The organism is Flavobacterium sp. Root186, from assembly GCF_001428525.1.
In the GTDB taxonomy this organism is placed as follows: domain Bacteria; phylum Bacteroidota; class Bacteroidia; order Flavobacteriales; family Flavobacteriaceae; genus Flavobacterium.
Genome location: NZ_LMHW01000013.1, coordinates 60,081 through 82,167 on the forward strand (window position 1 = coordinate 60,081; position 22,087 = coordinate 82,167).

A 22,087-nucleotide genomic window follows, 5' to 3' on the forward strand; every position below is an offset into this window, starting at 1 on the left:
AACCACACCGCAAATTTTACACAATTCATAACTAAAAAACAGCAAATATGAAACTAACAACCAACGCGATTTTAGAACAAAATCAAGAAGTTCGCACCAAATGCCTGGTGTACACAAGAGTAATGGGCTATCACAGACCCGTAGAAAGTTTTAATATCGGAAAAAAAGGTGAACACAAACAGCGAACCCATTTCAATGAAGCAAAATGTTAGTGCCCCTATTTACAGTATTACACCGTTTACTTTATTAGATTATCCGCACCAATCAGCTTGCATTTTTTGGTTTGCAGGCTGTAATATGCGGTGTTTGTATTGCTATAATCCAGAGATTGTATACGGAAAAGGACGTATTACTTTTGATAAAGCACTTCAATTCCTCAAAAGCAGGGTTAATCTATTGGACGCCGTAGTTTTTAGCGGAGGTGAATGTCTGTTACATAAAAAGGCTGTTTCGTTTATTAAAGAAGTCAAAAAAATGGGTTTTTTGATCAAAATTGACACCAATGGATCACGGCCGGATATATTGGAAGAACTGATTCAAAAAGGACTCATTAATTATGTAGCACTTGATTTTAAAGCAATGCCTGCGAAATTTGCAAAGATAACCCAATCAAAACTTTTCATTCCCTTTGCAAAATCATTACTTTTATTGCTTCATCATACAGTACCTTTTGAAGTTCGTACAACAGTGCACTCTGATTTATTAAACAAAAGAGATATCCAGGAAATGGTGTTTTTTCTGGAAAATTTGGGATATTCAGGAAATTATTACATTCAGCATTTTATTAATGGATCCTCGACAATAGAAAAACTTGGGCATTCTTTTAAAGAATTGGAAAACCAAAATATTGGTACAGAGAAAATTAAAATTCATTTTAGAGGATAGTAATTTATTTTTTTAAATCAATCAATTTTAAGCAAATGAAATCAACTACTCCCATCAAAAGAGCTCCGGAATTAAGGCCTTTAAGCCACGACCACCATCATGGTCTGCTGCTTTGCTGGAAAATTAAAACTGGAATGGCGAAAAATATTGACCTGCAGCGCATCAAAAAATACGTCGATTGGTTTTATGAAATTTATTTAAAGACGCATTTTGAGCTGGAGGAAAAATACGTTTTCACGATCTTAGAAGCACATGACGCGCTCATTGAGCAGGCTTTGAAAGAACACAGAACGTTAAACGAATTATTTGAAAGTACTTCGGATCTGGAAATAAATTTAAAAAGAATCGAAAAAGAGTTAGACTCTCATATCCGTTTTGAAGAGCGTGTTTTATTTGCTGAAATTCAAAAAGCAGCCACAAAGGAACAATTAAAAAAAATAGAAGAAATACATTCAAAGGAAGCTTTTATAGAAAATGAAGATGCTGATTTTTGGAGCTAAAATTTTACAAAATGAAAAAAATAAAACTAGTATTATTTTTATTGGCCATTGTATCTATCGGATCATGCCAAAAAAACAAAGAAGATCAAACATCGAAAGAAGCAAATGAAATAAATTCAGTTTCGGAAAAAAATACCGAAACAGCCGCGGAAGTGGGCCTGAACAAAGGACAATTATGGGTAGCCAACCCAGAAACTACTGACGGGATTACTACTTTACAAAAAATAATTCTGGAATCAGGAGAAGAAGAAAGCGCATTGATTTTGAAAGAGAAACTGAAATCTGAATTTGCCATGATTTTTAAAAAATGTACAATGAAAGGTGAAGCCCACATTCAGTTACACAACTATTTGATTCCGTTAAAATTAAAAATTGATAATCTTGAGGATTCCAATAAAGCTGAAATTAAAAAAGAGATCCTGGTTCATTTAGAACAATATAAGCTTTTTTTTATTTAAAGCATGAACACACTTTTAAGCATCAAGAATTAAATCCTTTATAAAATCATGAAGAAGAGTTGGTTACTCTGTACTTTTTGTAATTTTTTCATCGCTTCATTGATGGGACTGTTGCTTCGATGGATGTATGTTGCACCGATCGCCGGAGTCAATTTTCAGTTTTTAATGCACGGCCATTCACACGTGGCGATGTTAGGTTGGGTCTATATGATGTTGTACTGTTTGATTTTTCATTTTTTTGTTCCAAAAGAAAAACAGCAAAAACCCATCTACAACCAATTATTTTGGATAACAGAACTGGCCGTAGTCGGAATGATAATTGATTTTCCTGCTCAAGGGTATGCTTTTGTTTCTATTCTTTTTTCGACTTTGCATATTTTTTGCAGCTACTATTTTTTTTATTTAATTATAAAGGATGCCAATCCAACAACTCTGGCTGAAAAAAAGCTGCTTCGTGCGGCTTTGTTTTTCATGATTTTTTCTAGTTTGGGTGTCTGGTGCCTGGGTCCTGCAGTTTCATTGTTAGGTAAAGCAAGCGCTTTTTATCAAATTGCGATTCAGTTTTTTCTTCATTTTCAATTTAATGGCTGGTTCCTGTTTGCCATTTTGGCTTTGTTTTTCAAACAGGCAAAACTTATTATTGAAGCTAAAAAATTCAGGATATTTTATAATTTATTTGTTGCTTCTACTTTTTTAACATTGGCTTTGCCGGTAAGTTGGTATTTGCCTAACCCGGTTTTTTATTGGTTAAATGCTCTTGGAGTAATGCTTCAGCTATATGCTGCGGTACTTTTTATACAATTTATCCGCCCGCAGTTTCAGTCCTTTTTTGCTGTTTTACCAACGATCACAAAAATAGTTTATGGTTTTGCTTTGTTTTCATTGGCTTTAAAAGTCGTTATTCAACTGGTGGTTTTGTTTCCGGAATTGGCACAGGTATCCCATCAGATTCGTAATTTTGTCATTGGATACATTCACTTGACTATGTTGGGAATTATTACAGGTTTCCTGTTTGGATTTGCATTACAAAATGATTTTTTAAATTCGAGAAACCGTATTCAAACATGGGGAATCGCAATTTTTTTATTCGGATTTTTTACAACTGAAATTCTTTTGTTTCTTCAGGGCATTTGGTTTTTCTTGGGTAAAGGTAGTTTACCGAATTATTATCAAAATCTATTCTTATCCAGTATTTTTATGCCAGCAGGCCTTATAATGCTATCTGTTAAAATTGTGAAACTAAAACCTAAAACTATATGAGCCACCATTTATTGTTAATCATCCATCTTTTGAGTGCCACCATTTGGGTTGGTGGTCATTTGTTGCTTGTCTTTGGTTTTTTGCCACAAGCATTAAAAGAAAAAAATCAGAATATAATTCTCGATTATGAAAGAAAGTATGAACCTGTTGGCATGACTGCTCTGGTTTTGCTGGTCATTACCGGAATTTTAATGGCCTATAAATATGGTGTTGGCATCGAATATTGGTTTCAGTTCGAGACACCTATAGAAAAAGTTGTTTCAACAAAATTAGCTCTTTTATTATTGACGGTTCTTTTTGCTTTGAGTGCTCAATTTAGAGTGCTGCCAAAACTTGAAAAAAATGCTGAGAAGTTACCTGAAATGACCTTTCATATTCTATTGGTTACCATAATTGGGGTTTTGATGGTTGTTTTTGGATCTTTTGTGCGTTATGGCGGGCTTTGATTTATATGATTTATACATTACAAAAAAAAAATTATGTTCTCTAAAACATGTGAATATGGCATTCGTGCAGCTATTTTTATTGCTTTTCAATCCTATCAGGACAATCGCATCGGCTTGAAAGAAATTGCCAAAAAAATCGATTCTCCGGAGGCTTTTACAGCCAAAATTCTTCAAATCCTATCGCGAGACAATATTATTAAATCTATAAAAGGAGTGGGCGGAGGTTTTGAAATTTCCAAAGAGAATATGAAAGAAATTACATTAGCTCAAATAGTTAATTCTTTGGATGGCAATCGCATTTTGACCGGTTGTGCATTAGGATTAAGTAATTGTTCTGAAGACCATCCTTGTCCGATGCACGATAAATTTATATCTATTCGCAATGATTTGGTTTTCACGCTTGAAAATACAAATCTGGAAGAATTGGCTTTGGGTATTAAATCGGGAGACACCTTCCTTAGGTATTAATTTTAGTGTCATAATGAAAGCTTTGTTTGATTGGATTTCCGAAAAACGAGCAAAACTTAATTTTCAAAAAACTTACCGATTTTAAAAACCCAACATAAGTATCAGCATCAACTCTTTTGTTTTAAAATAAAAGAGAATAATTAAAAATAATTTAATAATGAAAAACCTTAAAGAGCGAATACTGAAATTAAAAAAAGAGAAGAATGCAGTTATTCTGGCACATTACTATCAGGAATCCGATATTCAGGATGTTTCAGATTATGTGGGTGACAGCCTGGGATTGTCACAAGAAGCAATGCAGGTGCATGCTGATATAATTGTTTTTGCAGGAGTACATTTTATGGCTGAGACTGCAAAAATTTTAAATCCAGGTAAAAAAGTTATTCTTCCCGATTTGAATGCTGGCTGCTCGTTGGCTGACTCTTGTCCCGCTAATTTATTTCAACAATTTACCCAAGCCCATCCAGACCACATTGTTATTACATATGTGAATTGTTCTGCAGAGGTTAAAGCTTTAACTGACATTGTGGTAACATCTTCTAATGCCGTTAAAATCGTCAATTCTATACCAAAAGACAAACCCATTATTTTTGCTCCCGATAAAAATTTGGGAAAATATGTAATGGAACAAACAGGCAGGGAAATGTTGCTTTGGGACGGTGCATGTGTGGTTCATGAAGCATTTTCATTTGATAAATTAATTGAATTGTACAAACAAAATCCAGATGCGCAAATTATTGCCCATCCTGAATCTGAAACCCATATTTTAAAAACAGCCAGCTATATTGGTTCGACTGCAGGAATGATTGAATATGTTAAAACCAATCCGGGCACCAAATTTATTGTAGCTACAGAAGTGGGAATTCTTCATAAGATGAAACTGGAAGTTCCTGATAAGATATTGATACCGGCACCTTCAAACGAAGACAACACTTGTGCCTGCAGCCAATGTGGCTACATGAAAGTAAATACGTTACAAAAATTATACGACTGTTTGCTTAATGAAACGCCTGAAATTAAAGTTCCTGCTGATATAATGAAAAAAGCGTTTGTTCCTATTGAAAGAATGCTGGAATTATCCAAATGATGATGTTAGCTGGCTTCTTTTTTTAATCCCTTAATATCCTTTAAAAAAATCAGCTTTCCTTTTAATTCGATCAGCCCTGATTTTTTAAACTCAGACAGCAATCGGATGCAACTCTCGGTGGCTGTACCGATCATTCCGGCCAATTCCTCTCTTGATAATTGCACTTTTAAGGATTGATCAGCATTTACACCAAAAGTGTCACTAAGATATAATAACTTTTCAGCCAGTCTTTCCTTAACAGTCTTCTGGACCATATCTACAGTATGCTCATCCGCATGTTTCAAATCATCACAAACCGACTGCATTAAGTTCATTGAAAACTGATTGTTATTATTAAAGAAATGAATAATCTCAGATTTTGGAATGAAACAAACTTCCATATCTGCAATTGCTGTAGCCGACAAGTTTGCAGGTTCATTGCTGATCATTGAACGTTGCCCTAAAAGTTCACCCGCCTTAACAAGTTTAACAACCTGGTCCCTGCCGTTGGCACTTAATTTCGAAAGTTTTCCAATGCCATCTTTGATACAGAAAACACCTTTAATTACTTCCCCTTCCTCTATTATAGCCTCGCCTTTTTTAATTACCTGGGTGCTTTTACTATTTGCCAATTGTATGATTTGCTCTTTGTTTAGTGCTTTTAGGGCACTAAGCTGTCTTACAATACATTGATCGCATTTATTCATAGTAATTTTTTGCTGCAAAAGTAGAATAATTAGAGTCATTACAAGACATTACTTGAAAAATTCTAATAATTTTATTTTCCAGCAAATTTATTTTTTAAACATTGATACAATGGCTAACTGGCATATCGATCTCAATTTAAATCGGAAGTAGTAAACCACATCAATCTTGCCAAGATATCATGTTTGATAATTAGTATACCTAGAAAATTTCAGGATATGAGTCAATTTGTGCAAGGAATTCCATTAATCGTTTAGACTGTCATTGAAAAAAGATTAGTTTCGGGAGATTTTCTTTTCAAATGCAAATCGAAAGCCATACAAATATTACGAACAAAAGGTCTGCCTGCATCTGTGATCTCGATTCTATTTTCTTCAATAGTTACCAGATTATCATTTACCATTTCCTTTAAATCGGACAAAACACGTGGTAATTCGTCAAAATAAAAGGCTTTATCATCCCACGCAGTTTCAAATTGACAGGTTAAATTGAGAATATGTTTGCGAATAATTAAATCCTCCTTGTCAAGTATATGCCCTTTGACAACAGGTAGTTGGTCGCACTCCAACAGTTGATAATATTCTTCCAATCTCTTTGTATTTTGTGCAAAACTGTACCAACTATCACTGATAGCTGAAACTCCCAATCCAATCATTAACTGGGTTTTTGAAGAGCTATATCCCATAAAATTTCGATGCAATTCACGTTTATGACCAGCCTTATACAAACTATCCGAAGCTAAAGCAAAGTGATCCATCCCAATTTCGTGATAGCCGTTTTGAGAAAGCAGGTTTTTTCCTGTTTCATATAATGTTCTTTTTTCGATATCTTTTGGAAGGTCGGCTTCATTGAATCCACGTTGTCCATTTCCTTTGATCCAGGGCGTATGCGCATAGCTGTAAAAAGCCAATCGATCTGGTTTTAAAGAATTTGTTTTTTCGATGGTGTCCACAATGTTTTCAATTGTTTGAAAAGGCAATCCAAAAATAATATCGTGTCCTATTGAGGTATAACCAATTTCTTTTGCCCAAAAGGTGACTTTTGCCACATTGTGAAATGGCTGAATCCTGTGAATGGCTTTCTGGACTTTTTCCGCATAGTCCTGAACACCAAAACTTACTCTGCGAAACCCTAGATTATATAATTTTTTAAGCTGCTCATAAGTCGTATTGTTGGGATGTCCTTCAAAACTGAACTCATGATTTTCAGCTTTATCAGCTAACCTAAAAATACCGTTTATAAGATTTTCTAAATTTTCTGATGAGAAAAAAGTCGGAGTTCCACCTCCCAGATGAATTTCTTTTATGATTGGTCTTTCAGAAGACAGTCCACAGTAAATACTCCATTCTTTTAAAACAGCCATGATGTATTTTTCTTCTACTGAATGATTTTTAGTAATTCGTTTGTTGCATCCGCAAAAAGTGCACAAACTTTCACAAAAAGGCAAATGAATATATAGGCTAATCCCATTTTGTGAATTGCTCTCCAAGAATGATTTTTGAAAAGAAATCTTCCATGCCTCTATTGAAAAAAGTATTTCATTCCAGTACGGAACAGTTGGATAACTGGTATATCTGGGACCTGGAACATTATATTTTTGAATTAAAGACTTTGACATAATTTTAATTTTAGAAATTAGGAAGAAAATGAAATAGAACTTTTTTTAATTGAAATGAATCTTTTTAGCTATTACCATTCTAATGCATTACAAATATCCGAAGTATACTGCTTTTGTAATATGATAAATATCATAACACTTCAGATTACACAATGACTTCCAAAAGATTAGCTACCAGTTTAAATTAAAAATATCTTTTTATAAATCTTTAATTTAACACCTATTCTAGCTTCAACAAAACTTTCAAAACCTAATATTTATCATGTTTTTTTTATACCTGATTTCTTTTCTTTGCTTAAAACATATACCTCCGCTTTCATGAAAATCAATAATAACCGCAGGCGCTGTCTTCAAGCGATGAAATATTTCGCATCATTTATAAATACATATAACTTTAGAAAAAATGGATATTGATACAGATTTGCTATTCACTTGGGGCGCTGTTGCAAAAAAAACACCCAAAAACTGTATCATATTTTACGAAAATGATCCTCCCCTATACTTCTATCAGATTCTTGAAGGGACTGTAAAAATGACCTATACCAATGAAGACGGAAAAGACCTGACAGTAGGAATTTTTGAAAATGGAAGCAGTTTTGGCGAACCGCCCCTCTTTATTGATCAGCCTTATCCAGCCTCAGCAGTAGCACAGACCGATTGTGTGCTCTTAAAACTTTCAAAAGCCAACTTCTTTTTACTTCTTGAAGAAAATCCAAAAATCCAATCGAAAATATTAAAAGTCTTTGCCTGGAGAATTTACAATAAAATAGTATTTTCAAAAAATATAATTAATCATAAACCTGAGTACCGGGTACAGTATTTTCTCGATAATTTAAAAAAACAGCAGAATATTCCCCCAAATCAAAGACTGAAAATTCAGTATACCCGTCAGGAAATTGCAGATTTTACTGGTTTGCGCGTTGAGACGGTCATTCGGACAATTTCTATTATGAACAAGAAAAAAAAAATAGAAATTATAGATCATAAAATATTTTATTGAAATTTCTTAAATACTTTAATATATGATTCAGATCATATATCTTTTTTAAATATTTTTCTTTCTTTGTGGAGGTTAAATGAAAATTATTAATTCAGCTCTAATAGCATTTAATTTAAAAACGGGCGCTCTTCGAGCGCCCGTTTTTTACTTTATCACTTTATTTTACTACTTTATTCATCATCATTTTCGAAATACTCTGAGCCCTAATCTTTACTTCTGATGCTTTTGGTCCTTCAAATAAATCATCAACAGTTTTTTTCCACAACTTATTCCAATGTTTAAAATGAGTTTCAGTTAAGGGGCTTTTCTGATTTAAAATCCGATGCTTCATCATCGGGTTTCCTTCAAAATTTCCGGAATGAAAAAGGATATTATCCCAAAAATCATACATAATTGGAAGATGTTTTTCCCAATTAACATTCGCCACTTTGGTAAATAAATATCCGATAGTAGCATCTGTCTGAACCTTACCATAAAAAGCATCAACCAATATTTTGATATCCTGTCTGTTTTTAATATCTGTTTTTATCTTCTCCTTCATAATTGAGTATTAAATATTAATTGTTAAAGATCTTTTTTATTAAATTTTCTGACTGAAATAAAAAAAGGTATCGCAATCCATAAAATCAATAGAAAAAAAGAGATAATCAATCCAATAGTTGTCCCAAAAAAATCTTTAAAAATTGCGCCTGTGTAACCCATCATAGCTGACTGATCAAGATGTAAGAGAATCTGAATACGTGCAAGATCTATTGGGCTCAGGGCCGTTACCCCCACCATTGCCTCTTCAATAGGATACTCGGCAAACTGAAACAACAGAAATAAAACCAAAGCGTCAAATAGTATTGCAAAATACATCCAAAACATAATCGCTACACCAATTCCTTTTGCTTTATCACGAGTCAAAATACAGCTCAAAAAAGCTAAAGACACAAAAACAGCCGAGATTAAACATCCTGACAAAAGCATCATAACACCTGAAGCATCAGGCGCATTAATTACAAGGGGGATTCCCGCACCCAGCAAAAAAGCCAAAATCATTGCAATGGAAAGCCCGGCAAATAAACTGATCCATATTTTTTTTCGCCTTAATGGCTGGCTGAGTAACAGTTCAATAAATTCAGAACTGTTATAAATATATATCGTCGAAAAAAGTATCGAAACTAATGGAACTGTAAATAAAATTACATTCAAAATTGTCAACAGCCCTTTAGCAGAATTGTCTTCAAGGCCAAAAGATCCCCAGGAGAGCAAGGCCAAAACAAAAGTGTAACTCAGAACGATTTTATTTTTAAGAATATCCAACAATACAATTTTAATGATCCTGTTCATGACTCTTTTGCTTTAAAATTTTAGATATGGCTTTTGAAATTTTGATTTCACCCGTTGATTCAAGCAGTTCGTTTATATTTCTATGAAAATGCACTTTACCATCCTGCATAAAAATAATCTGGGTAATCATATCGTCAAGTTCGCTTAACAAATGAGAGGTAATCAAAATTAATTTTCCTTTTTCCTTTTCTTTAATAATTTTCTCCTTCAGGATTTCTGATGCCAGGGGATCCAATCCTGCAGTTGGCTCATCAAGTATAAGGACGTCAGGGTTAAAAAGAAAGGCTAATGTTGCACTTACTTTTTGGGTTGTTCCGCCGGAAAGCGTGCGCATTTGTTTATCATCCATCTTATCAAGTTTAAAAGCTTTAACTAAATCTTCATCCAGAATGTCTTTCGAATTCCTGATTTGCTTGATCATGGCAATAATTTGTCCAATAGTCATATGATCTGGATAGCGGCCTATCTGAGGCATATAGCCAATATTATTTCTATATTCAAACTTTCTAAGAATAGATTCTTTATTGAATAAAATATCACCGCTGTCCGGTAAAACCATTCCCAGGATGGATTTTATCAAGGTCGTTTTTCCGCAACCATTTGGACCAATAAGTGCAATGCACTCACCTGCGTTAAATTTCAGGTTTACATTTTGCAATACCTGAAGCTTGCCAAATTTTTTGTTTATATTTTGTAAAGTAATCATAACACAAGAGATTTCATTTCGGGGGTTTGGTCAACAAAATTATCCGGGGTAATACTTGGCAGAATCTTTTCTGACTTATCAAGAAGCGTAATCATAAAGCTCCTGAATAATAACATTGCAGAGGGATTGTTTTCTGTAAGCACTGCAAAAAGGCTCAAAGGGTGAAAAGGTACATCTCCAATTCCGTCCTTATTAAGGTCATAACCTTCATATTTATCCCAATAATTATTATTGAAATGGTTAAGAACTAAACTGCCATTGGTGCTTATATCAAATGTATTGGCGATAAAATTATTAAAGGAAATTTCGTTTTCCATACAGCTTGCCTGAATTTTCATACCCCACCCGTTATCTCTAAAAATATTTTTTGAGAGGGCTACCCGGCTGGTTCCTTCCATATAAATTCCCGAAGTATTTCTGATGAATTTGTTTCCTATGATGTAACTATCAGAAATTTCTTTTAGCAATAAACCATACGCGGCATCTCCCCAGTTTTCTGCAAAATAATTATGGAACATTTTTACATTTTTGGTAAACATGACTGCCACTCCTGCCCCATTATTTTTAAACACATTGGAGATGTACGAATCATCATTAGAAAACATAAAATGAAGTCCGTATCGAATATTACTCTTTGAGATGTTCCTCCAAATAATAGAATTAGACACAAATTCAAAGTAAATCCCGTCCCGATGTCCTGAGACTTGGTTTCCGACAATTTGCAGGTTTTCACTTTTCCAGCAATGAATGCCATTCCCAATACGCTGCTCTTGTTTTTGATGGGCTTTTATTGTGTTATTTTTTATAATACAGCCAATTCCTTTTTGAACATAAATACCAAAAAAATTATTCTCCAGAATATTTTCTTTTATGGTAACCCCTGTTTTGTTATATATTTTAATACCGCAGGGATCATTCAGGGAGGCATACCCTGAATTTATGACTTTAAAACCTGCAATGGTTACACTATCAGCTTTGATAGAAACCACTTCATATTTTTTTTGGCCATCGAGGATAGGAAAGCCAATTCCCTGCAGTATTATTTTTTTATCTATCACTATGTTTCCTTCTCTATAAACACCTTTGTAAACCAACACCGTATCGCCGGGATTGGCCAGTTGTATAGCTTTTTTTATGGTTTTTATGGCTCTATTTTTTCCTACTTCAATCTTTTGAGAATGAAGACAGGTAAAAAAAAATGAGAAGCAAAGACAGAGAAGTATTTTCATGTTTAATTGATTGTAATTAGCATTTTCGTCCCAAAATTATTTTTCTAAAATTGACGCCCATTGTATCTCTGTTCCCTTTGATTCTGCTCCAAATGCTTGTGATTGGCTTTCAGTCGAGAATGCCGCAATGTTACCATGCATCGGACTTTTTATTGTGCCGCCTGAAATAAAAAAAGCTTTTTCTGCCTGAATTAGTTCATTTTCCTTTGTATAATCATGTACATAATAACTCTTAACCTTCATATCTGAATGTTCTTTACAATAGTTGACCATACAGGCAATATCATCAAACTTATATGCCCGGCCTTTTTGGGTAATAATTTCTGAGCCATATTTACCGTCACTTATTCCCATTTTACAATAATCACAATTGTCTGTATTTATTTTGATGGAAATTGGTCTATCTCCTGAACATGAAAAAAGAAAAGAAGCAATAATTAAAACGCTAAAAAATTTATTAAATCCTAAAGCTGATTTCCTCTCTTTAATTATAGCCAGAAAAAGCAAGACACCAACTGTAATGAGCATCCATCCACCTATATCAGGTATAGAATAAGCGCCAAAATTCAGCAACTGTTTATAGCCCAGTAATGGAGGCTGGTATGCCATACCTGGAACCCGTATGGCAGCATTCGGGTCTAAATTATGGCCATAGTCGTAATTCCACCGGTAAAAATCAATAGCAGCTAAAACTCCGAAAAGCACAAAAGAACAAAACAATATATACAAGGAATTTCGCTTAGCATAAAAAGAGCAGCTTAAAGCAATGATGCCAAACAATCCTAAAATGTAAGGCAGGATTTTAAACTCGATAAAATCTTCGGTATGAAGTGTTTTCATACCTATATAATGATTCAATCCGTTGATAATATCTACATCTCCTGCAATTTTTGTGGCATGAAGTTTTAAAACCAAACCTTCAGGATATTGTGGAGCTGTCAGTTCAATTTTCCACATGGGAACAAAAATGGACCCTATTAACAGAAAGCCACACACAAAAAGTACTGCTCTTGAAAAAATTGAAAGTATTTTATTTTTCATGATGATTCAAATAAAAAGGGAACAAAGAAAACTTTGTCCCCTTCACTGGTTATTAGTTATTCCTTTGGTAAATTCGTACCCAAACTATACGTAATTGGCACATTACTTCCTGCAGGTGAAACTCTAACATAACCCTGCATTTCCTGATGAAGTGCACTGCAGAAATCCGTGCAATAAAATGGAAAAATTCCTTTTTTCTGAGGAACCCATTTTAGTGTAATCGTTTCTCCGGGCATGATCAGCAACTCAGCAGTATTTGCCCCTTTAATAGCAAATCCGTGAGGAACGTCCCAATCCTGTTCCAAATTGGTAACGTGGAAATAAACTTCATCCCCTACTCGTATACCTTCAATATTATCGGGAGCAAAATGCGAACGTATACAAGTCATATAAACATGTACTTTTTTTCCCTCTCGGACCACTTTGGTTTCTTTTTCACCTCTGGCAACGTAAGGATGCAGATTATCTGCCATTTTGTAATATTTCAATTGACCGTTATTGCGTATTTTATCAGCTGGAATACCTTGCGCATAATGAGGTTCTCCAATGGTTGGATAATCCAATAAAAGCTTCATTTTATCCCCGCTAATGTCAAATAATTGTGCACTTTGCGCTAATTCCGGGCCAGTTGGTAAAAAGCGGTCTTTAGTGATTTTATTATAAACCACCATATATTTTCCAAATGGTTTCTCTGTATTGCCTCCCGGAATCATTAAATGCCCTGGAGAATAATAGGTGGCTTTTCTATCTAAAACTTTTAAATCTTTTATGCTCCATTTTACTACTTCAGAAGAAACAAACATTGTAGTATAGGCATTCCCTTTTCCGTCAAATTCGGTATGTAGCGGTCCTAAACCCGGTTTTTGAACTTCGCCATGAAGAGCGGCCTCATACTTAATCACAGGAATTCCTGCATAACTACCATCAAATTGTTTTTTGGCAATAGCATTTTTCAGTTTCGTAAAACTAAATACAGGAATAAGGGCTGCTAGTTTTCCACTTCCAACAATATATTCACCAGTTGGATCAATATCACACCCGTGTGGAGATTTAGGACAGGGAATCATATAACAGATATCTTTCAGTTCAGCAGCATCCAGAATCAATACTTCTTTCTTGATTTCAGATTTAGCCGTTTGGGTTTTCTCATCCCAGGTATTATGAACATAATTTGCCGGTACACGTTTTCCTTTTCCAGCTTTAATATACTCTTCAGCTTTTTTCCAATTGACGGCCATGATAAAATCCTTATCATTTTTAGAAGCGTTTACCTCAAGCAGGGTATTGGCCTGCTCAGTGTTGTAACAGGAGAAAAAGAACCAACCGTGAGATTCTTTTTTCCCCGGATGACTAAGATCAAAATTAACACCCGGAGTTACGATCTGAAAAGCAAGATCCAACTCTCCTTCTTTACCCACTTTTACAAAACTAAGGTGTCCTTTAAAGTTTTTCTTATATGTATTAATGGGTACATCTCCATCGTCATTATCTGCGGGAACGCTAAAACGGCTTGCCCCCACAATATACTCTGTGTTTTGCGTGATAAAAGGAGAAGAATGGTTTCCTCCACAATTTGGAAGCTCGATTATCTCAGCTGTTTTAAAAGTTTTCAGGTCAATACGTGCAATCCTTGGCGTATTATTGGCATTGGCAAAAAGCCAGCGCCCGTCAATTTCTCCATTGGTTTGAGATAAATCTAAATGATGCTGATCATCCCATGGCACATAACCATGCGAAGTATTCAACATGGCTTTTGTTTCTTCACTGTAACCATAGCCACTTTGTGGATCTTCTGAGAACACCGGCATAACCCTTAACAATCTACCGCTAGGAAGTCCATAAACACTTACCTGACCGCTGAAACCACCAGATACAAAATTGTAGAACTCATCATACTTACCTGGAGCAACGTAAACTTTTTGCGCAGCATCTCCATCGACAGTATCGCTGGAATCCTTGGGCTTGCAGGAAACAAAGAAGGCACAGCCTAACGCAACGGCAAAAACTGATTTTAATAATTTATTTTTCATAACATTCTCATTTGAATTTGAATTTTTTATTCTGGTTATTTCACGCCGTCGTTCTGGCGCATGTATTCAAGAATACTTCTGGCCTCATCATCGGTCAGACCTTGATTAGGCATACGAATCATACAGAGTTCTAATTGAGCCTGCAATTCAGGATCTTTATCAATCATAGGATCAGGATTGGTAATAAAATTCATAATCCATTGAGGAGTTCTGCGTCCTGTAACGCCTTTCCATCCAGGCCCTACCAATTTTTCATCTGTAGTTTTGTGACAGGATGTACATTTTACTTCGGCCACTTTTAATCCTTTTTCAGCCAGTGGCTGATCTAAGGAAGTACCAACTTCAACTGTAGAAAATTTTCCCAAGCCTCGTTTAGGATCGTATGATTCGGCGTCGGCTGTTTTTTCTGTAGCTGTAGGAGTTGAAAAATCCTGATCTGTATTCGATTTTTCTTTCCCACACGATACGAGCAAGAAAGAACCAAACATCGTTAATAAAAATAATCTGTTCATTACTAAGGTTTTTAATTTGTTAAACTTTAGAGCAAAATTCCAAAACTTGTATTACATAAAGTATGATCACAATCATAACATGAAAAAAAAGATCATGATACCTTCGTACTTTCAAAATACAGGTAATGAAATTTTGTATTTACATATTCCTTTTTGCAGTATTGTTCAGACCGCTATTTCCAATCTTGGATTACGCACTGAATTACAATTATATTTCTGCAGAATTATGCGAAAACAGGGATACTCCTAAACTAGAGTGTAATGGCAAATGCCATTTGAAGAAAGAGCTGGCAAAAGCCTTAAAAAATGAAACACCTTCCTCGAGTGAGAAAAAAGTTGAAATCACTGAAACTATTTTGCTATACTTTGAAAACATTCCCGTTTTTAATTTTCAAAACAACCAAAAAGTCATCTTAGAAATAAACTCACGATATAAAAATCTTTACGTTTATCTGAACACTTACTTTGTATTCCATCCCCCCCATTTTCAAGTATTAATTTTTCGCTTATCTAATTTCTTCTCCTTCGGATTTGCATTCGACAGAAGCCTTACATCCATAATTTAAATTAATATTCAAATGAAAATTTTAAAACACATAGCCATTTTAGTGCTGTCCATTTCTCTGTTCTCATGCTCCTCAGATGATAATACCTCCACTCAGATTCCAATTGATGAAATCACCGGGCTGCAAAAAATTCAGGAAATATCCAATGACAATCATACTATAGAGCTTTATTCTCAAAGCGGTATTTTACTCCAGGGTTACAATCATATCACACTTAGAATTAAGGACAAAAAGACGAACAGCTATATTCAGGATGCCAAAATAAACTGGACACCTCTTATGCATATGGTTACAATGAAGCATTCTTGCCCAAAATCCGAAGTAATGAAAACTTCTGGCAAACAAACATTATATGAAGGTGACATTATCTTTCAAATGGCTCAAAATGATACTGAATACTGGGATCTTACAATTACATATACTGTAAATACCTTTTCTTACACAGCTGCTGATACTATTAAAGTTCTGGTATCTGCAAAAAAAACTGTAAGTACTTTTACAGGTACTGATGGCATTCGTTATTTGGTTGCCTATGTCGCTCCCCAAAATCCTAAAGTAGCCACGAACGCTATTAGCGTTGGTGTTTATAAAATGCAGGATATGATGACGTTTCCTGTCGTGAATAATTTCAAAATAAAAATGGATCCAAGAATGCCCAGCATGGGTAATCACGGTTCGCCTAATAATACCGATTTAACACAATCTACAACCGATGGCTTTTACAACGGAAAACTTTCTTTGACAATGACTGGCTATTGGAAAATTAATCTTCAACTTTTAAATGCTTCAGATAATGTACTTAAAGGAGAGCCTGTAACGACAGAAAATCCTGCAAGCAGTCTTTTCTTAGAAATCGAATTCTAAATATTGAATACTAACAAGAAAGAGATGGTTTTGACTGGCTCTTTCTTACAATTATCTTATGATGAAAAATATAACCGTAGTCCTTTTAGCTATCTTTTCGACAGCTTGCTGGGCACAGGAAAAAAAGAATGATAGTCTTGCAGCTGAAAATCTCCATGAAATTATAGTTATAGGAAGAAAAACACCTTTACATCTTAAACAGCCCAAATCGTTAACGTCTGTAGAAGATTATCTGATGGGTTCTTCAAAAATGAATATGATTAAAAGAGGTGCATATGCATGGGAACCTACGATTAACAATATGTCAACCGAGCGTACTGTAATTACCATTGATGGTATGCGGATTTTTGGTGCCTGTACCGATAAAATGGATCCCGTGACTTCTTATGTCGAGATTTCAAATTTATCTGAGGCAACAGTTGCCTCAGGTCAGCAGGCCAGCTGTCATGGCGCTACGATTGGAGGTTCGATAGATCTAAAACGAAATCAATATAAACACAGAAAAAACGGCTGGAATGGCAGTTTATCTTCTGGTTATGAAAGCAATAACCAGCAAAAGATTATTGGTGCCGCTTTAGGTTATACTGACAGTACCTTTTTTGCGTATGTTGATTTTATGCATCGTGATGCCGAAAACTACAAAGCGGGAAACGAAAAAGAAATTAATTTTTCTCAATTTACCAAGTACAATATTTCGGCAAATGCTGGCTATTTTATCGATAAGAAGAATGTACTCGAAACTTCGATTATTTATGATAAAGCTGTGAATGTTGGCTATCCGGCGCTTCCAATGGATGTTTTATTGGCAGAAGCTAAAATCATTTCATTGAGTTACAAGTACATTCCAGATTCTGCTGTTATTTCTGGTTGGGAAACAAAAGGATATTTTAATACCATTACCCATAAAATGGATGATACTAAAAGACCAGCAATTCCTATTCATATGGATATGCCGGGCTGGTCTGACACCTATGGTTTTTATTCTAAAATAAAAGGAAAACACGAAAATCATGAATTTCTAGCCGATTTGAATTCTTTTTATAATAAGGCTGTAGCCGAGATGACAATGTATCCTGTTGATCCAACTGAAAATCTGATGTTTATGTACACCTGGCCTGATGTTCGAACGCTATATAACGGATTATCATTAGAAGATATTATTACAATCTCACCCGAAACCATTCTTAGAATCAGCATTAATCTAGGTTTTCATTCTAATACAGTAGCCAATGATTTTGGACTACAAAGCCTTCGTATTTTTTATCCTGAAATGGATGCCACAAAAAACCGATCCTTAAAAAGCCTCTCCGGAAATTATACCAAAAATACTGGTAAGTTTGAATTTGGATTTGGTTTGGCTTATGCCGAAAGAGCACCTTCTGTTTCTGAAGGCTATGGCTTTTATCTGTATAACAGCAATGATTTTTACGATTATATAGGAAATCCAAATTTAAAAAATGAAAAAGCAGTAGAAGGAAACTTTTTTTTTGGTTATAAAAATGGCAGGCTAACGTCTAAAATTACGGCTTCGTATTTCTATATCTCAGATTATATCATCGGAAAAATTGACCCAGGCACGCTGCCTATGACGATTGGAGCATCGGGTATAAAAATCTACGACGATATTAATTATGCTATAATTTTTAATACTGATTTTAATCTTGAATACTCCTTTTTGCAAAACTGGAATTTAAAGACACAGATCGCCTACAGTCTGGGCAAAGATGATCAGGAAAATAACCTTCCTTTTATAAGTCCGCTCCGATATAATGCCGGAATAGAGTTTAAAAAAGAAAAAATCACTGCGGGAATATTTGCCTCTGGAAATCTAGCACAAAATAACTTCGCAAAAGTATACGGACAAACCAAAACACCCGATTACCTGATATTTAATATCAATGCAGGTTATAGCTTTGATTGTAATCAAAACAAAATAAAAGCGCAGGCAGGTATTGAAAATATTTTTGATAAATATTACGCTACTTTTTCAGACTGGAACAAAATACCACGAATGGGACGCAATGGTTTTATAAATTTTACTTATAGTTTTCACTAAGATTTGAAACAAAAATAAATCGCCTTTATGATTAGAATCATAAACCAAAAAAAACGATAGCCATACTTTTACAGTAATAAAATTTAATAACATTTAAATACCAAAAACAATGAAAAAGTCTTTCAAGATTACCCTCGTAGCAGCCTTTGCAATTTTCAGTTTATTCTCATGCGGAAAAAAAGATTCAAAAGACATAGAACCAGTTGCAACACCCACAACTGAGGAACCTTACGAAGAAAGTCCGATCGAAACCCCAGTCGCTACAAATGATCTTCAGATTGAGAGCAATGATCAAATGCAATATTCTGTAACTGAATTAAGAGCTCCCGCAGGAAAAATTACTCTTACACTAAAACATGTCGGCAAGATGGAAAAAATCGCAATGGGACATAATTTAGTTATTTTAAAACCTGGAACTGATATTTCTGATTTTACACTTAAAGCTGTAGATGCAAAAGATACAGATTACATACCTGCATCTGAAAAAGCAAAAGTAATTGCCCATACAAAAATAATTGGCGGCGGCGAAAGCGATGTTATCGAGTTTACAATAGACGAACCAGGAACTTACGATTTTATCTGCTCATTCCCTGGACATGTATCGATGATGAAAGGAAAATTAATTGTAGAATAAAGCATTTTTTTTAATATAAAAAGCTAAAATTATTATAATGAACAAGGAAAAAAAACTGTGGATAGGTTTTGCACTTGTGATGAGTATCTCTTTTTCTGTCTTAGGATATTACGGATATGAGATCTATCAGGAAGCACCTCCTATTCCAACCGAAATAGTTGGGCCAAACAACACCGTAATCTTTACCTCTGAGGAAATTAAGGATGGGCAGAATGTATGGCAAAGTATGGGTGGACAGGAAGTTGGTACTATTTGGGGACATGGTGCCTATGTAGCGCCAGACTGGACTGCAGACTGGCTGCATAGAGAAGCCATGTTTATTTTGGATAAATTATCCGAAAAGGAATATGCAAAAACTTTTGCAGAACTGACAGAAGAGCAGCAGGCCACAATGAAAATCAGGCTACAAAATGATGTTCGCAAAAACACCTACGACAGTAGTACTGGCATCATAACCATTTCTCAAAACAGGATTGAAGCCATAGCCTATTTGAGTAAGTATTATGAAGGGTTGTTTATGGATGATCCCAAATTTGAGACACTACGCCATAATTATGCGATTCCAAAAATGTCTATAAAAGATCCGGAAAGAATGCATAAAATGAACGCTTTTTTCTTTTGGGCAACCTGGGCAACTGTAACAGAAAGACCAAATCAGAAAATTTCATACACACACAACTGGCCATCTGATGAATTAGTTGGAAATGTGGCTACCAAAGATCTTCTTGTATGGTCAGGAGTTAGTATCATACTGCTGTTATTTTGCATCGGTGTTCTAATTTTTTATCATGTGCGATCAGGCGAAGATGAGCATTTCGAAATACCAGTTCAGGATCCACTATTAAAACAAGGAATGACACCTTCGATGTTTCGAATAAAAAAATATCTTTGGGTCGTAAGTCTTTTAATTGTATTGCAAGTTGTAATGGGGGTCATTACTGCACACTACGGCGTAGAAGGAAACGGATTCTTTGGTATTCCTCTGGATCAGATTCTGCCTTACGCAGTAACAAGAACCTGGCATACTCAACTGGCTATATTCTGGATAGCAACCGCTTGGCTTGCAACTGGATTATACATTGCACCGGCTGTTGCAGGGAAAGACCCAAAATTTCAAACATTTGGTGTTGATTTTTTATTCTATGCTTTAATTCTAATTGTATTAGGCTCAATGGCCGGACAATGGTTTGGGGTAATGCAGAAACTTAATTTGGTAGAAAACTTCTGGTTTGGTCATCAAGGTTACGAATATGTAGATTTAGGTCGATTCTGGCAAATATTCCTTCTTGTAGGATTGTTTCTTTGGCTGGCATTAATGGTTCGTCCTTTACTTCCGGTACTGAAGAAAAAAACAGGCGAAAGAAATCTTATCATAATGTTCCTAATCTCATGTACCGCTATTGCTACTTTCTATGCAGCTGGCCTAATGTGGGGAAGACAGACCAATCTGGCAATTGCTGAATATTGGAGATGGTGGGTTGTGCATCTATGGGTAGAAGGCTTTTTTGAAGTGTTTGCTACTGTAGTAATTGCTTTCTTATTTGTTCGTTTAGGTCTGTTAAAAACAAAAACAGCAACGCTGAATGTTATTTTCTCTACTATCATTTTTATGTCTGGAGGAATTTTAGGAACATTTCATCATCTTTATTTCTCAGGAACGCCAACTGCTGTGATGGCTCTTGGGGCAACCTTTAGCGCTTTGGAGATTGTGCCTCTGGTTTTAATTGGGTATGAAGCCTACCATAACTACAAACTTTCAAAATCAACACAATGGATCAAGGATTATAAATGGCCTATCTATTTTATGATTGCTGTTGCTTTCTGGAATTTCTTAGGAGCCGGAGTATTTGGTTTTATCATTAATCCGCCTATTGCTTTATATTACGTTCAGGGCTTAAACACAACGCCTTTGCATGGACATACTGCCTTATTTGGAGTCTATGGAATGCTCGGAATTGGTTTGATGCTATTTGTGCTCCGCAGTTTGTACAGACATGAGATATGGAATGAAAAAGCAATGAAATTCATATTCTGGTCTACCAATATTGGATTGCTGGCTATGGCTTTATTGAGTCTTCTTCCTGTTGGAATTTGGCAAGCTATAGAAAGTATCGAGCACGGAATGTGGTATGCACGTTCGGCCGAACTAATGCAGCAGCCAGCGATGGTAACCTTGAAATGGCTTAGGGCTATCGGCGATACTATTTTCGGATTTGGAGTATTGGCATTGTGCTGGTTTGTCTTTGACCTTACCCTTAGAAAAAAAAGTTAGTAAACTAAAATAGAAACATCTGGGAGAATATACTCCCAGATGTTCTTTCAATCAAAGCCTTGAGCAACTTGTTTTGTACTTAAAATAAAAAATGATCTTTGGCGAACATTTAAGGAGTGATGTTCAAAAAAAACTCGGTATTATTAGTGCTTTAGATGTTTGAAAATTCAAAAAATACCGAACCTCTAAAAATGTTGCACATCAAGAATATGAATTCATATTTTAAAGGTAGCTTGATATTGGTTGACATAAGTCATTATTTAATTTATTAAAACGGGCCCCTACTACCGTTTTCATTGTGGCTACAGAAGTCGGAATCGTGTGCGAGTCTTTAAAAGCAGTATTTTATAAAAAGCTGATTCCGACTCCTTCCACACAAGACTAATTGGTAAACAAATCTTTATTAAGATAAATACACCTAAAACAGCTTATCTACATC

At 35.1% G+C, this 22,087-nt stretch carries 22 protein-coding genes; 13 read left to right on the plus strand and 9 right to left on the minus strand.

Annotated elements, in window-relative coordinates; translation table 11 throughout:
- Positions 1-47 precede the first annotated feature (47 nt).
- The 8 genes from nrdD to nadA all read left to right on the plus strand — a co-directional run bounded on the left by nrdD (position 48) and on the right by nadA (position 5,104).
- A complete protein-coding gene (gene nrdD / locus ASD98_RS24495) occupies positions 48-212 on the plus strand; it encodes an anaerobic ribonucleoside-triphosphate reductase (protein ID WP_128414841.1) in 165 nt (54 codons plus the stop codon).
- Positions 196-885, plus strand: a complete 690-nt coding sequence (locus ASD98_RS13530; protein WP_056205568.1) for an anaerobic ribonucleoside-triphosphate reductase activating protein — start codon at positions 196-198, stop codon at positions 883-885. The genes nrdD and ASD98_RS13530 overlap by 17 nt, the downstream gene beginning before the upstream one ends.
- Before the next feature lie 35 nt (positions 886-920).
- Positions 921-1,385, plus strand: coding sequence for a hemerythrin domain-containing protein (locus ASD98_RS13535; protein ID WP_056205570.1), 465 nt, complete (start codon positions 921-923; stop codon positions 1,383-1,385).
- Between the two features lie 11 nt (positions 1,386-1,396).
- Positions 1,397-1,843 carry a hypothetical protein gene (locus ASD98_RS13540; protein ID WP_056205573.1) on the plus strand — a complete coding sequence of 149 codons (447 nt, stop codon included), beginning with the start codon at positions 1,397-1,399 and terminating at the stop codon, positions 1,841-1,843.
- A gap of 48 nt (positions 1,844-1,891) precedes the next feature.
- A complete protein-coding gene (locus ASD98_RS13545) occupies positions 1,892-3,103 on the plus strand; it encodes a hypothetical protein (RefSeq protein WP_056205575.1) in 1,212 nt (403 codons plus the stop codon).
- A complete protein-coding gene (locus ASD98_RS13550; protein WP_056205577.1) occupies positions 3,100-3,549 on the plus strand; it encodes a CopD family protein in 450 nt (149 codons plus the stop codon). The genes ASD98_RS13545 and ASD98_RS13550 overlap by 4 nt, the downstream gene beginning before the upstream one ends.
- A 33-nt stretch (positions 3,550-3,582) precedes the next feature.
- Complete coding sequence (locus ASD98_RS13555; protein ID WP_056205579.1) at positions 3,583-4,017, plus strand: Rrf2 family transcriptional regulator; 435 nt, start codon at positions 3,583-3,585, stop codon at positions 4,015-4,017.
- Between the two features lie 157 nt (positions 4,018-4,174).
- Complete coding sequence (gene nadA / locus ASD98_RS13560) at positions 4,175-5,104, plus strand: quinolinate synthase NadA (RefSeq protein WP_056205582.1); 930 nt, start codon at positions 4,175-4,177, stop codon at positions 5,102-5,104.
- Between the two features lie 5 nt (positions 5,105-5,109).
- Here the strand turns inward: nadA and ASD98_RS13565 are convergent, their stop codons facing one another.
- Positions 5,110-5,790 (minus strand): Crp/Fnr family transcriptional regulator, encoded by a 681-nt coding sequence (locus ASD98_RS13565; RefSeq protein WP_056206486.1) that lies wholly within the window; start codon positions 5,788-5,790, stop codon positions 5,110-5,112.
- A 251-nt stretch (positions 5,791-6,041) separates the two neighbouring features.
- A complete protein-coding gene (gene hemN, locus ASD98_RS13570) occupies positions 6,042-7,406 on the minus strand; it encodes an oxygen-independent coproporphyrinogen III oxidase (RefSeq protein WP_056205584.1) in 1,365 nt (454 codons plus the stop codon).
- 403 nt (positions 7,407-7,809) lie between these two features.
- Between hemN and ASD98_RS13575 the strand changes: the two genes are divergently transcribed.
- Complete coding sequence (locus ASD98_RS13575; RefSeq protein ID WP_056205585.1) at positions 7,810-8,406, plus strand: Crp/Fnr family transcriptional regulator; 597 nt, start codon at positions 7,810-7,812, stop codon at positions 8,404-8,406.
- A gap of 157 nt (positions 8,407-8,563) precedes the next feature.
- On the opposite strand, the gene ASD98_RS13580 is transcribed toward ASD98_RS13575, so the two are convergent.
- The 7 genes from ASD98_RS13580 to ASD98_RS13610 are packed head-to-tail and all read right to left on the minus strand — an operon-like array spanning position 8,564 to position 15,256.
- The gene (locus tag ASD98_RS13580; RefSeq protein WP_056205587.1) at positions 8,564-8,947 is read right to left on the minus strand and encodes a group III truncated hemoglobin; all 384 of its coding nucleotides are present in this window, start codon (positions 8,945-8,947) and stop codon (positions 8,564-8,566) included.
- A gap of 23 nt (positions 8,948-8,970) precedes the next feature.
- The gene (locus ASD98_RS13585) at positions 8,971-9,711 is read right to left on the minus strand and encodes an ABC transporter permease subunit (RefSeq protein WP_242412113.1); all 741 of its coding nucleotides are present in this window, start codon (positions 9,709-9,711) and stop codon (positions 8,971-8,973) included.
- A gap of 10 nt (positions 9,712-9,721) precedes the next feature.
- Positions 9,722-10,444 (minus strand): ABC transporter ATP-binding protein, encoded by a 723-nt coding sequence (locus tag ASD98_RS13590; RefSeq protein ID WP_056205589.1) that lies wholly within the window; start codon positions 10,442-10,444, stop codon positions 9,722-9,724.
- A complete protein-coding gene (locus tag ASD98_RS13595) occupies positions 10,441-11,673 on the minus strand; it encodes a nitrous oxide reductase family maturation protein NosD (RefSeq protein WP_056205590.1) in 1,233 nt (410 codons plus the stop codon). Before ASD98_RS13595 ends, ASD98_RS13590 begins: the two co-directional genes overlap by 4 nt.
- 36 nt (positions 11,674-11,709) lie before the next feature.
- Positions 11,710-12,714, minus strand: a complete 1,005-nt coding sequence (locus ASD98_RS13600; protein ID WP_056205592.1) for a nitrous oxide reductase accessory protein NosL — start codon at positions 12,712-12,714, stop codon at positions 11,710-11,712.
- Between the two features lie 56 nt (positions 12,715-12,770).
- Entirely contained in the window at positions 12,771-14,744 is a 1,974-nt protein-coding gene (gene nosZ, locus ASD98_RS13605; RefSeq protein ID WP_056205594.1) for a Sec-dependent nitrous-oxide reductase, read from the minus strand.
- Positions 14,745-14,779: 35 nt separating this feature from the next.
- The gene (locus ASD98_RS13610) at positions 14,780-15,256 is read right to left on the minus strand and encodes a cytochrome c family protein (RefSeq protein ID WP_056205596.1); all 477 of its coding nucleotides are present in this window, start codon (positions 15,254-15,256) and stop codon (positions 14,780-14,782) included.
- Between the two features lie 578 nt (positions 15,257-15,834).
- On the opposite strand from ASD98_RS13610, the gene ASD98_RS13615 reads away from it, so the two are divergent.
- The 4 genes from ASD98_RS13615 to ASD98_RS13630 all read left to right on the plus strand — a co-directional run bounded on the left by ASD98_RS13615 (position 15,835) and on the right by ASD98_RS13630 (position 21,648).
- On the plus strand, positions 15,835-16,686 hold the full coding sequence (locus tag ASD98_RS13615; protein ID WP_056205597.1) for a FixH family protein: 852 nt from the start codon (positions 15,835-15,837) through the stop codon (positions 16,684-16,686).
- A 58-nt stretch (positions 16,687-16,744) separates the two neighbouring features.
- Entirely contained in the window at positions 16,745-18,742 is a 1,998-nt protein-coding gene (locus ASD98_RS13620; RefSeq protein ID WP_242412114.1) for a TonB-dependent receptor domain-containing protein, read from the plus strand.
- A 109-nt stretch (positions 18,743-18,851) separates the two neighbouring features.
- Positions 18,852-19,376, plus strand: a complete 525-nt coding sequence (azu, locus tag ASD98_RS13625) for an azurin (protein WP_056205600.1) — start codon at positions 18,852-18,854, stop codon at positions 19,374-19,376.
- Between the two features lie 37 nt (positions 19,377-19,413).
- A complete protein-coding gene (locus ASD98_RS13630; protein ID WP_056205602.1) occupies positions 19,414-21,648 on the plus strand; it encodes a nitric-oxide reductase large subunit in 2,235 nt (744 codons plus the stop codon).
- The last annotated feature ends 439 nt before the right edge of the window (positions 21,649-22,087 follow it).

Excerpts from the sequence above, each read along its gene's own strand:
- ASD98_RS13580 (WP_056205587.1), bottom strand. The coding sequence starts at position 8,947 with ATGAAGGAGAAGATAAAAACAGATATTAAAAACAGACAGGATATCAAA.
- ASD98_RS13620 (WP_242412114.1), top strand. The coding sequence starts at position 16,745 with ATGATGAAAAATATAACCGTAGTCCTTTTAGCTATCTTTTCGACAGCT.
- ASD98_RS13535 (WP_056205570.1), top strand. The coding sequence starts at position 921 with ATGAAATCAACTACTCCCATCAAAAGAGCTCCGGAATTAAGGCCTTTA.
- ASD98_RS13540 (WP_056205573.1), top strand. The coding sequence starts at position 1,397 with ATGAAAAAAATAAAACTAGTATTATTTTTATTGGCCATTGTATCTATC.
- ASD98_RS13610 (WP_056205596.1), bottom strand. The coding sequence starts at position 15,256 with ATGAACAGATTATTTTTATTAACGATGTTTGGTTCTTTCTTGCTCGTA.
- ASD98_RS13565 (WP_056206486.1), bottom strand. The coding sequence starts at position 5,790 with ATGAATAAATGCGATCAATGTATTGTAAGACAGCTTAGTGCCCTAAAA.
- ASD98_RS13545 (WP_056205575.1), top strand. The coding sequence starts at position 1,892 with ATGAAGAAGAGTTGGTTACTCTGTACTTTTTGTAATTTTTTCATCGCT.
- hemN (WP_056205584.1), bottom strand. The coding sequence starts at position 7,406 with ATGTCAAAGTCTTTAATTCAAAAATATAATGTTCCAGGTCCCAGATAT.
- ASD98_RS13530 (WP_056205568.1), top strand. The coding sequence starts at position 196 with ATGAAGCAAAATGTTAGTGCCCCTATTTACAGTATTACACCGTTTACT.
- ASD98_RS13595 (WP_056205590.1), bottom strand. The coding sequence starts at position 11,673 with ATGAAAATACTTCTCTGTCTTTGCTTCTCATTTTTTTTTACCTGTCTT.
- ASD98_RS13590 (WP_056205589.1), bottom strand. The coding sequence starts at position 10,444 with ATGATTACTTTACAAAATATAAACAAAAAATTTGGCAAGCTTCAGGTA.
- azu (WP_056205600.1), top strand. The coding sequence starts at position 18,852 with ATGAAAAAGTCTTTCAAGATTACCCTCGTAGCAGCCTTTGCAATTTTC.
- ASD98_RS13550 (WP_056205577.1), top strand. The coding sequence starts at position 3,100 with ATGAGCCACCATTTATTGTTAATCATCCATCTTTTGAGTGCCACCATT.
- ASD98_RS13615 (WP_056205597.1), top strand. The coding sequence starts at position 15,835 with ATGAAAATTTTAAAACACATAGCCATTTTAGTGCTGTCCATTTCTCTG.
- nosZ (WP_056205594.1), bottom strand. The coding sequence starts at position 14,744 with ATGAAAAATAAATTATTAAAATCAGTTTTTGCCGTTGCGTTAGGCTGT.
- nadA (WP_056205582.1), top strand. The coding sequence starts at position 4,175 with ATGAAAAACCTTAAAGAGCGAATACTGAAATTAAAAAAAGAGAAGAAT.
- ASD98_RS13575 (WP_056205585.1), top strand. The coding sequence starts at position 7,810 with ATGGATATTGATACAGATTTGCTATTCACTTGGGGCGCTGTTGCAAAA.
- ASD98_RS13555 (WP_056205579.1), top strand. The coding sequence starts at position 3,583 with ATGTTCTCTAAAACATGTGAATATGGCATTCGTGCAGCTATTTTTATT.
- nrdD (WP_128414841.1), top strand. The coding sequence starts at position 48 with ATGAAACTAACAACCAACGCGATTTTAGAACAAAATCAAGAAGTTCGC.
- ASD98_RS13630 (WP_056205602.1), top strand. The coding sequence starts at position 19,414 with ATGAACAAGGAAAAAAAACTGTGGATAGGTTTTGCACTTGTGATGAGT.
- ASD98_RS13600 (WP_056205592.1), bottom strand. The coding sequence starts at position 12,714 with ATGAAAAATAAAATACTTTCAATTTTTTCAAGAGCAGTACTTTTTGTG.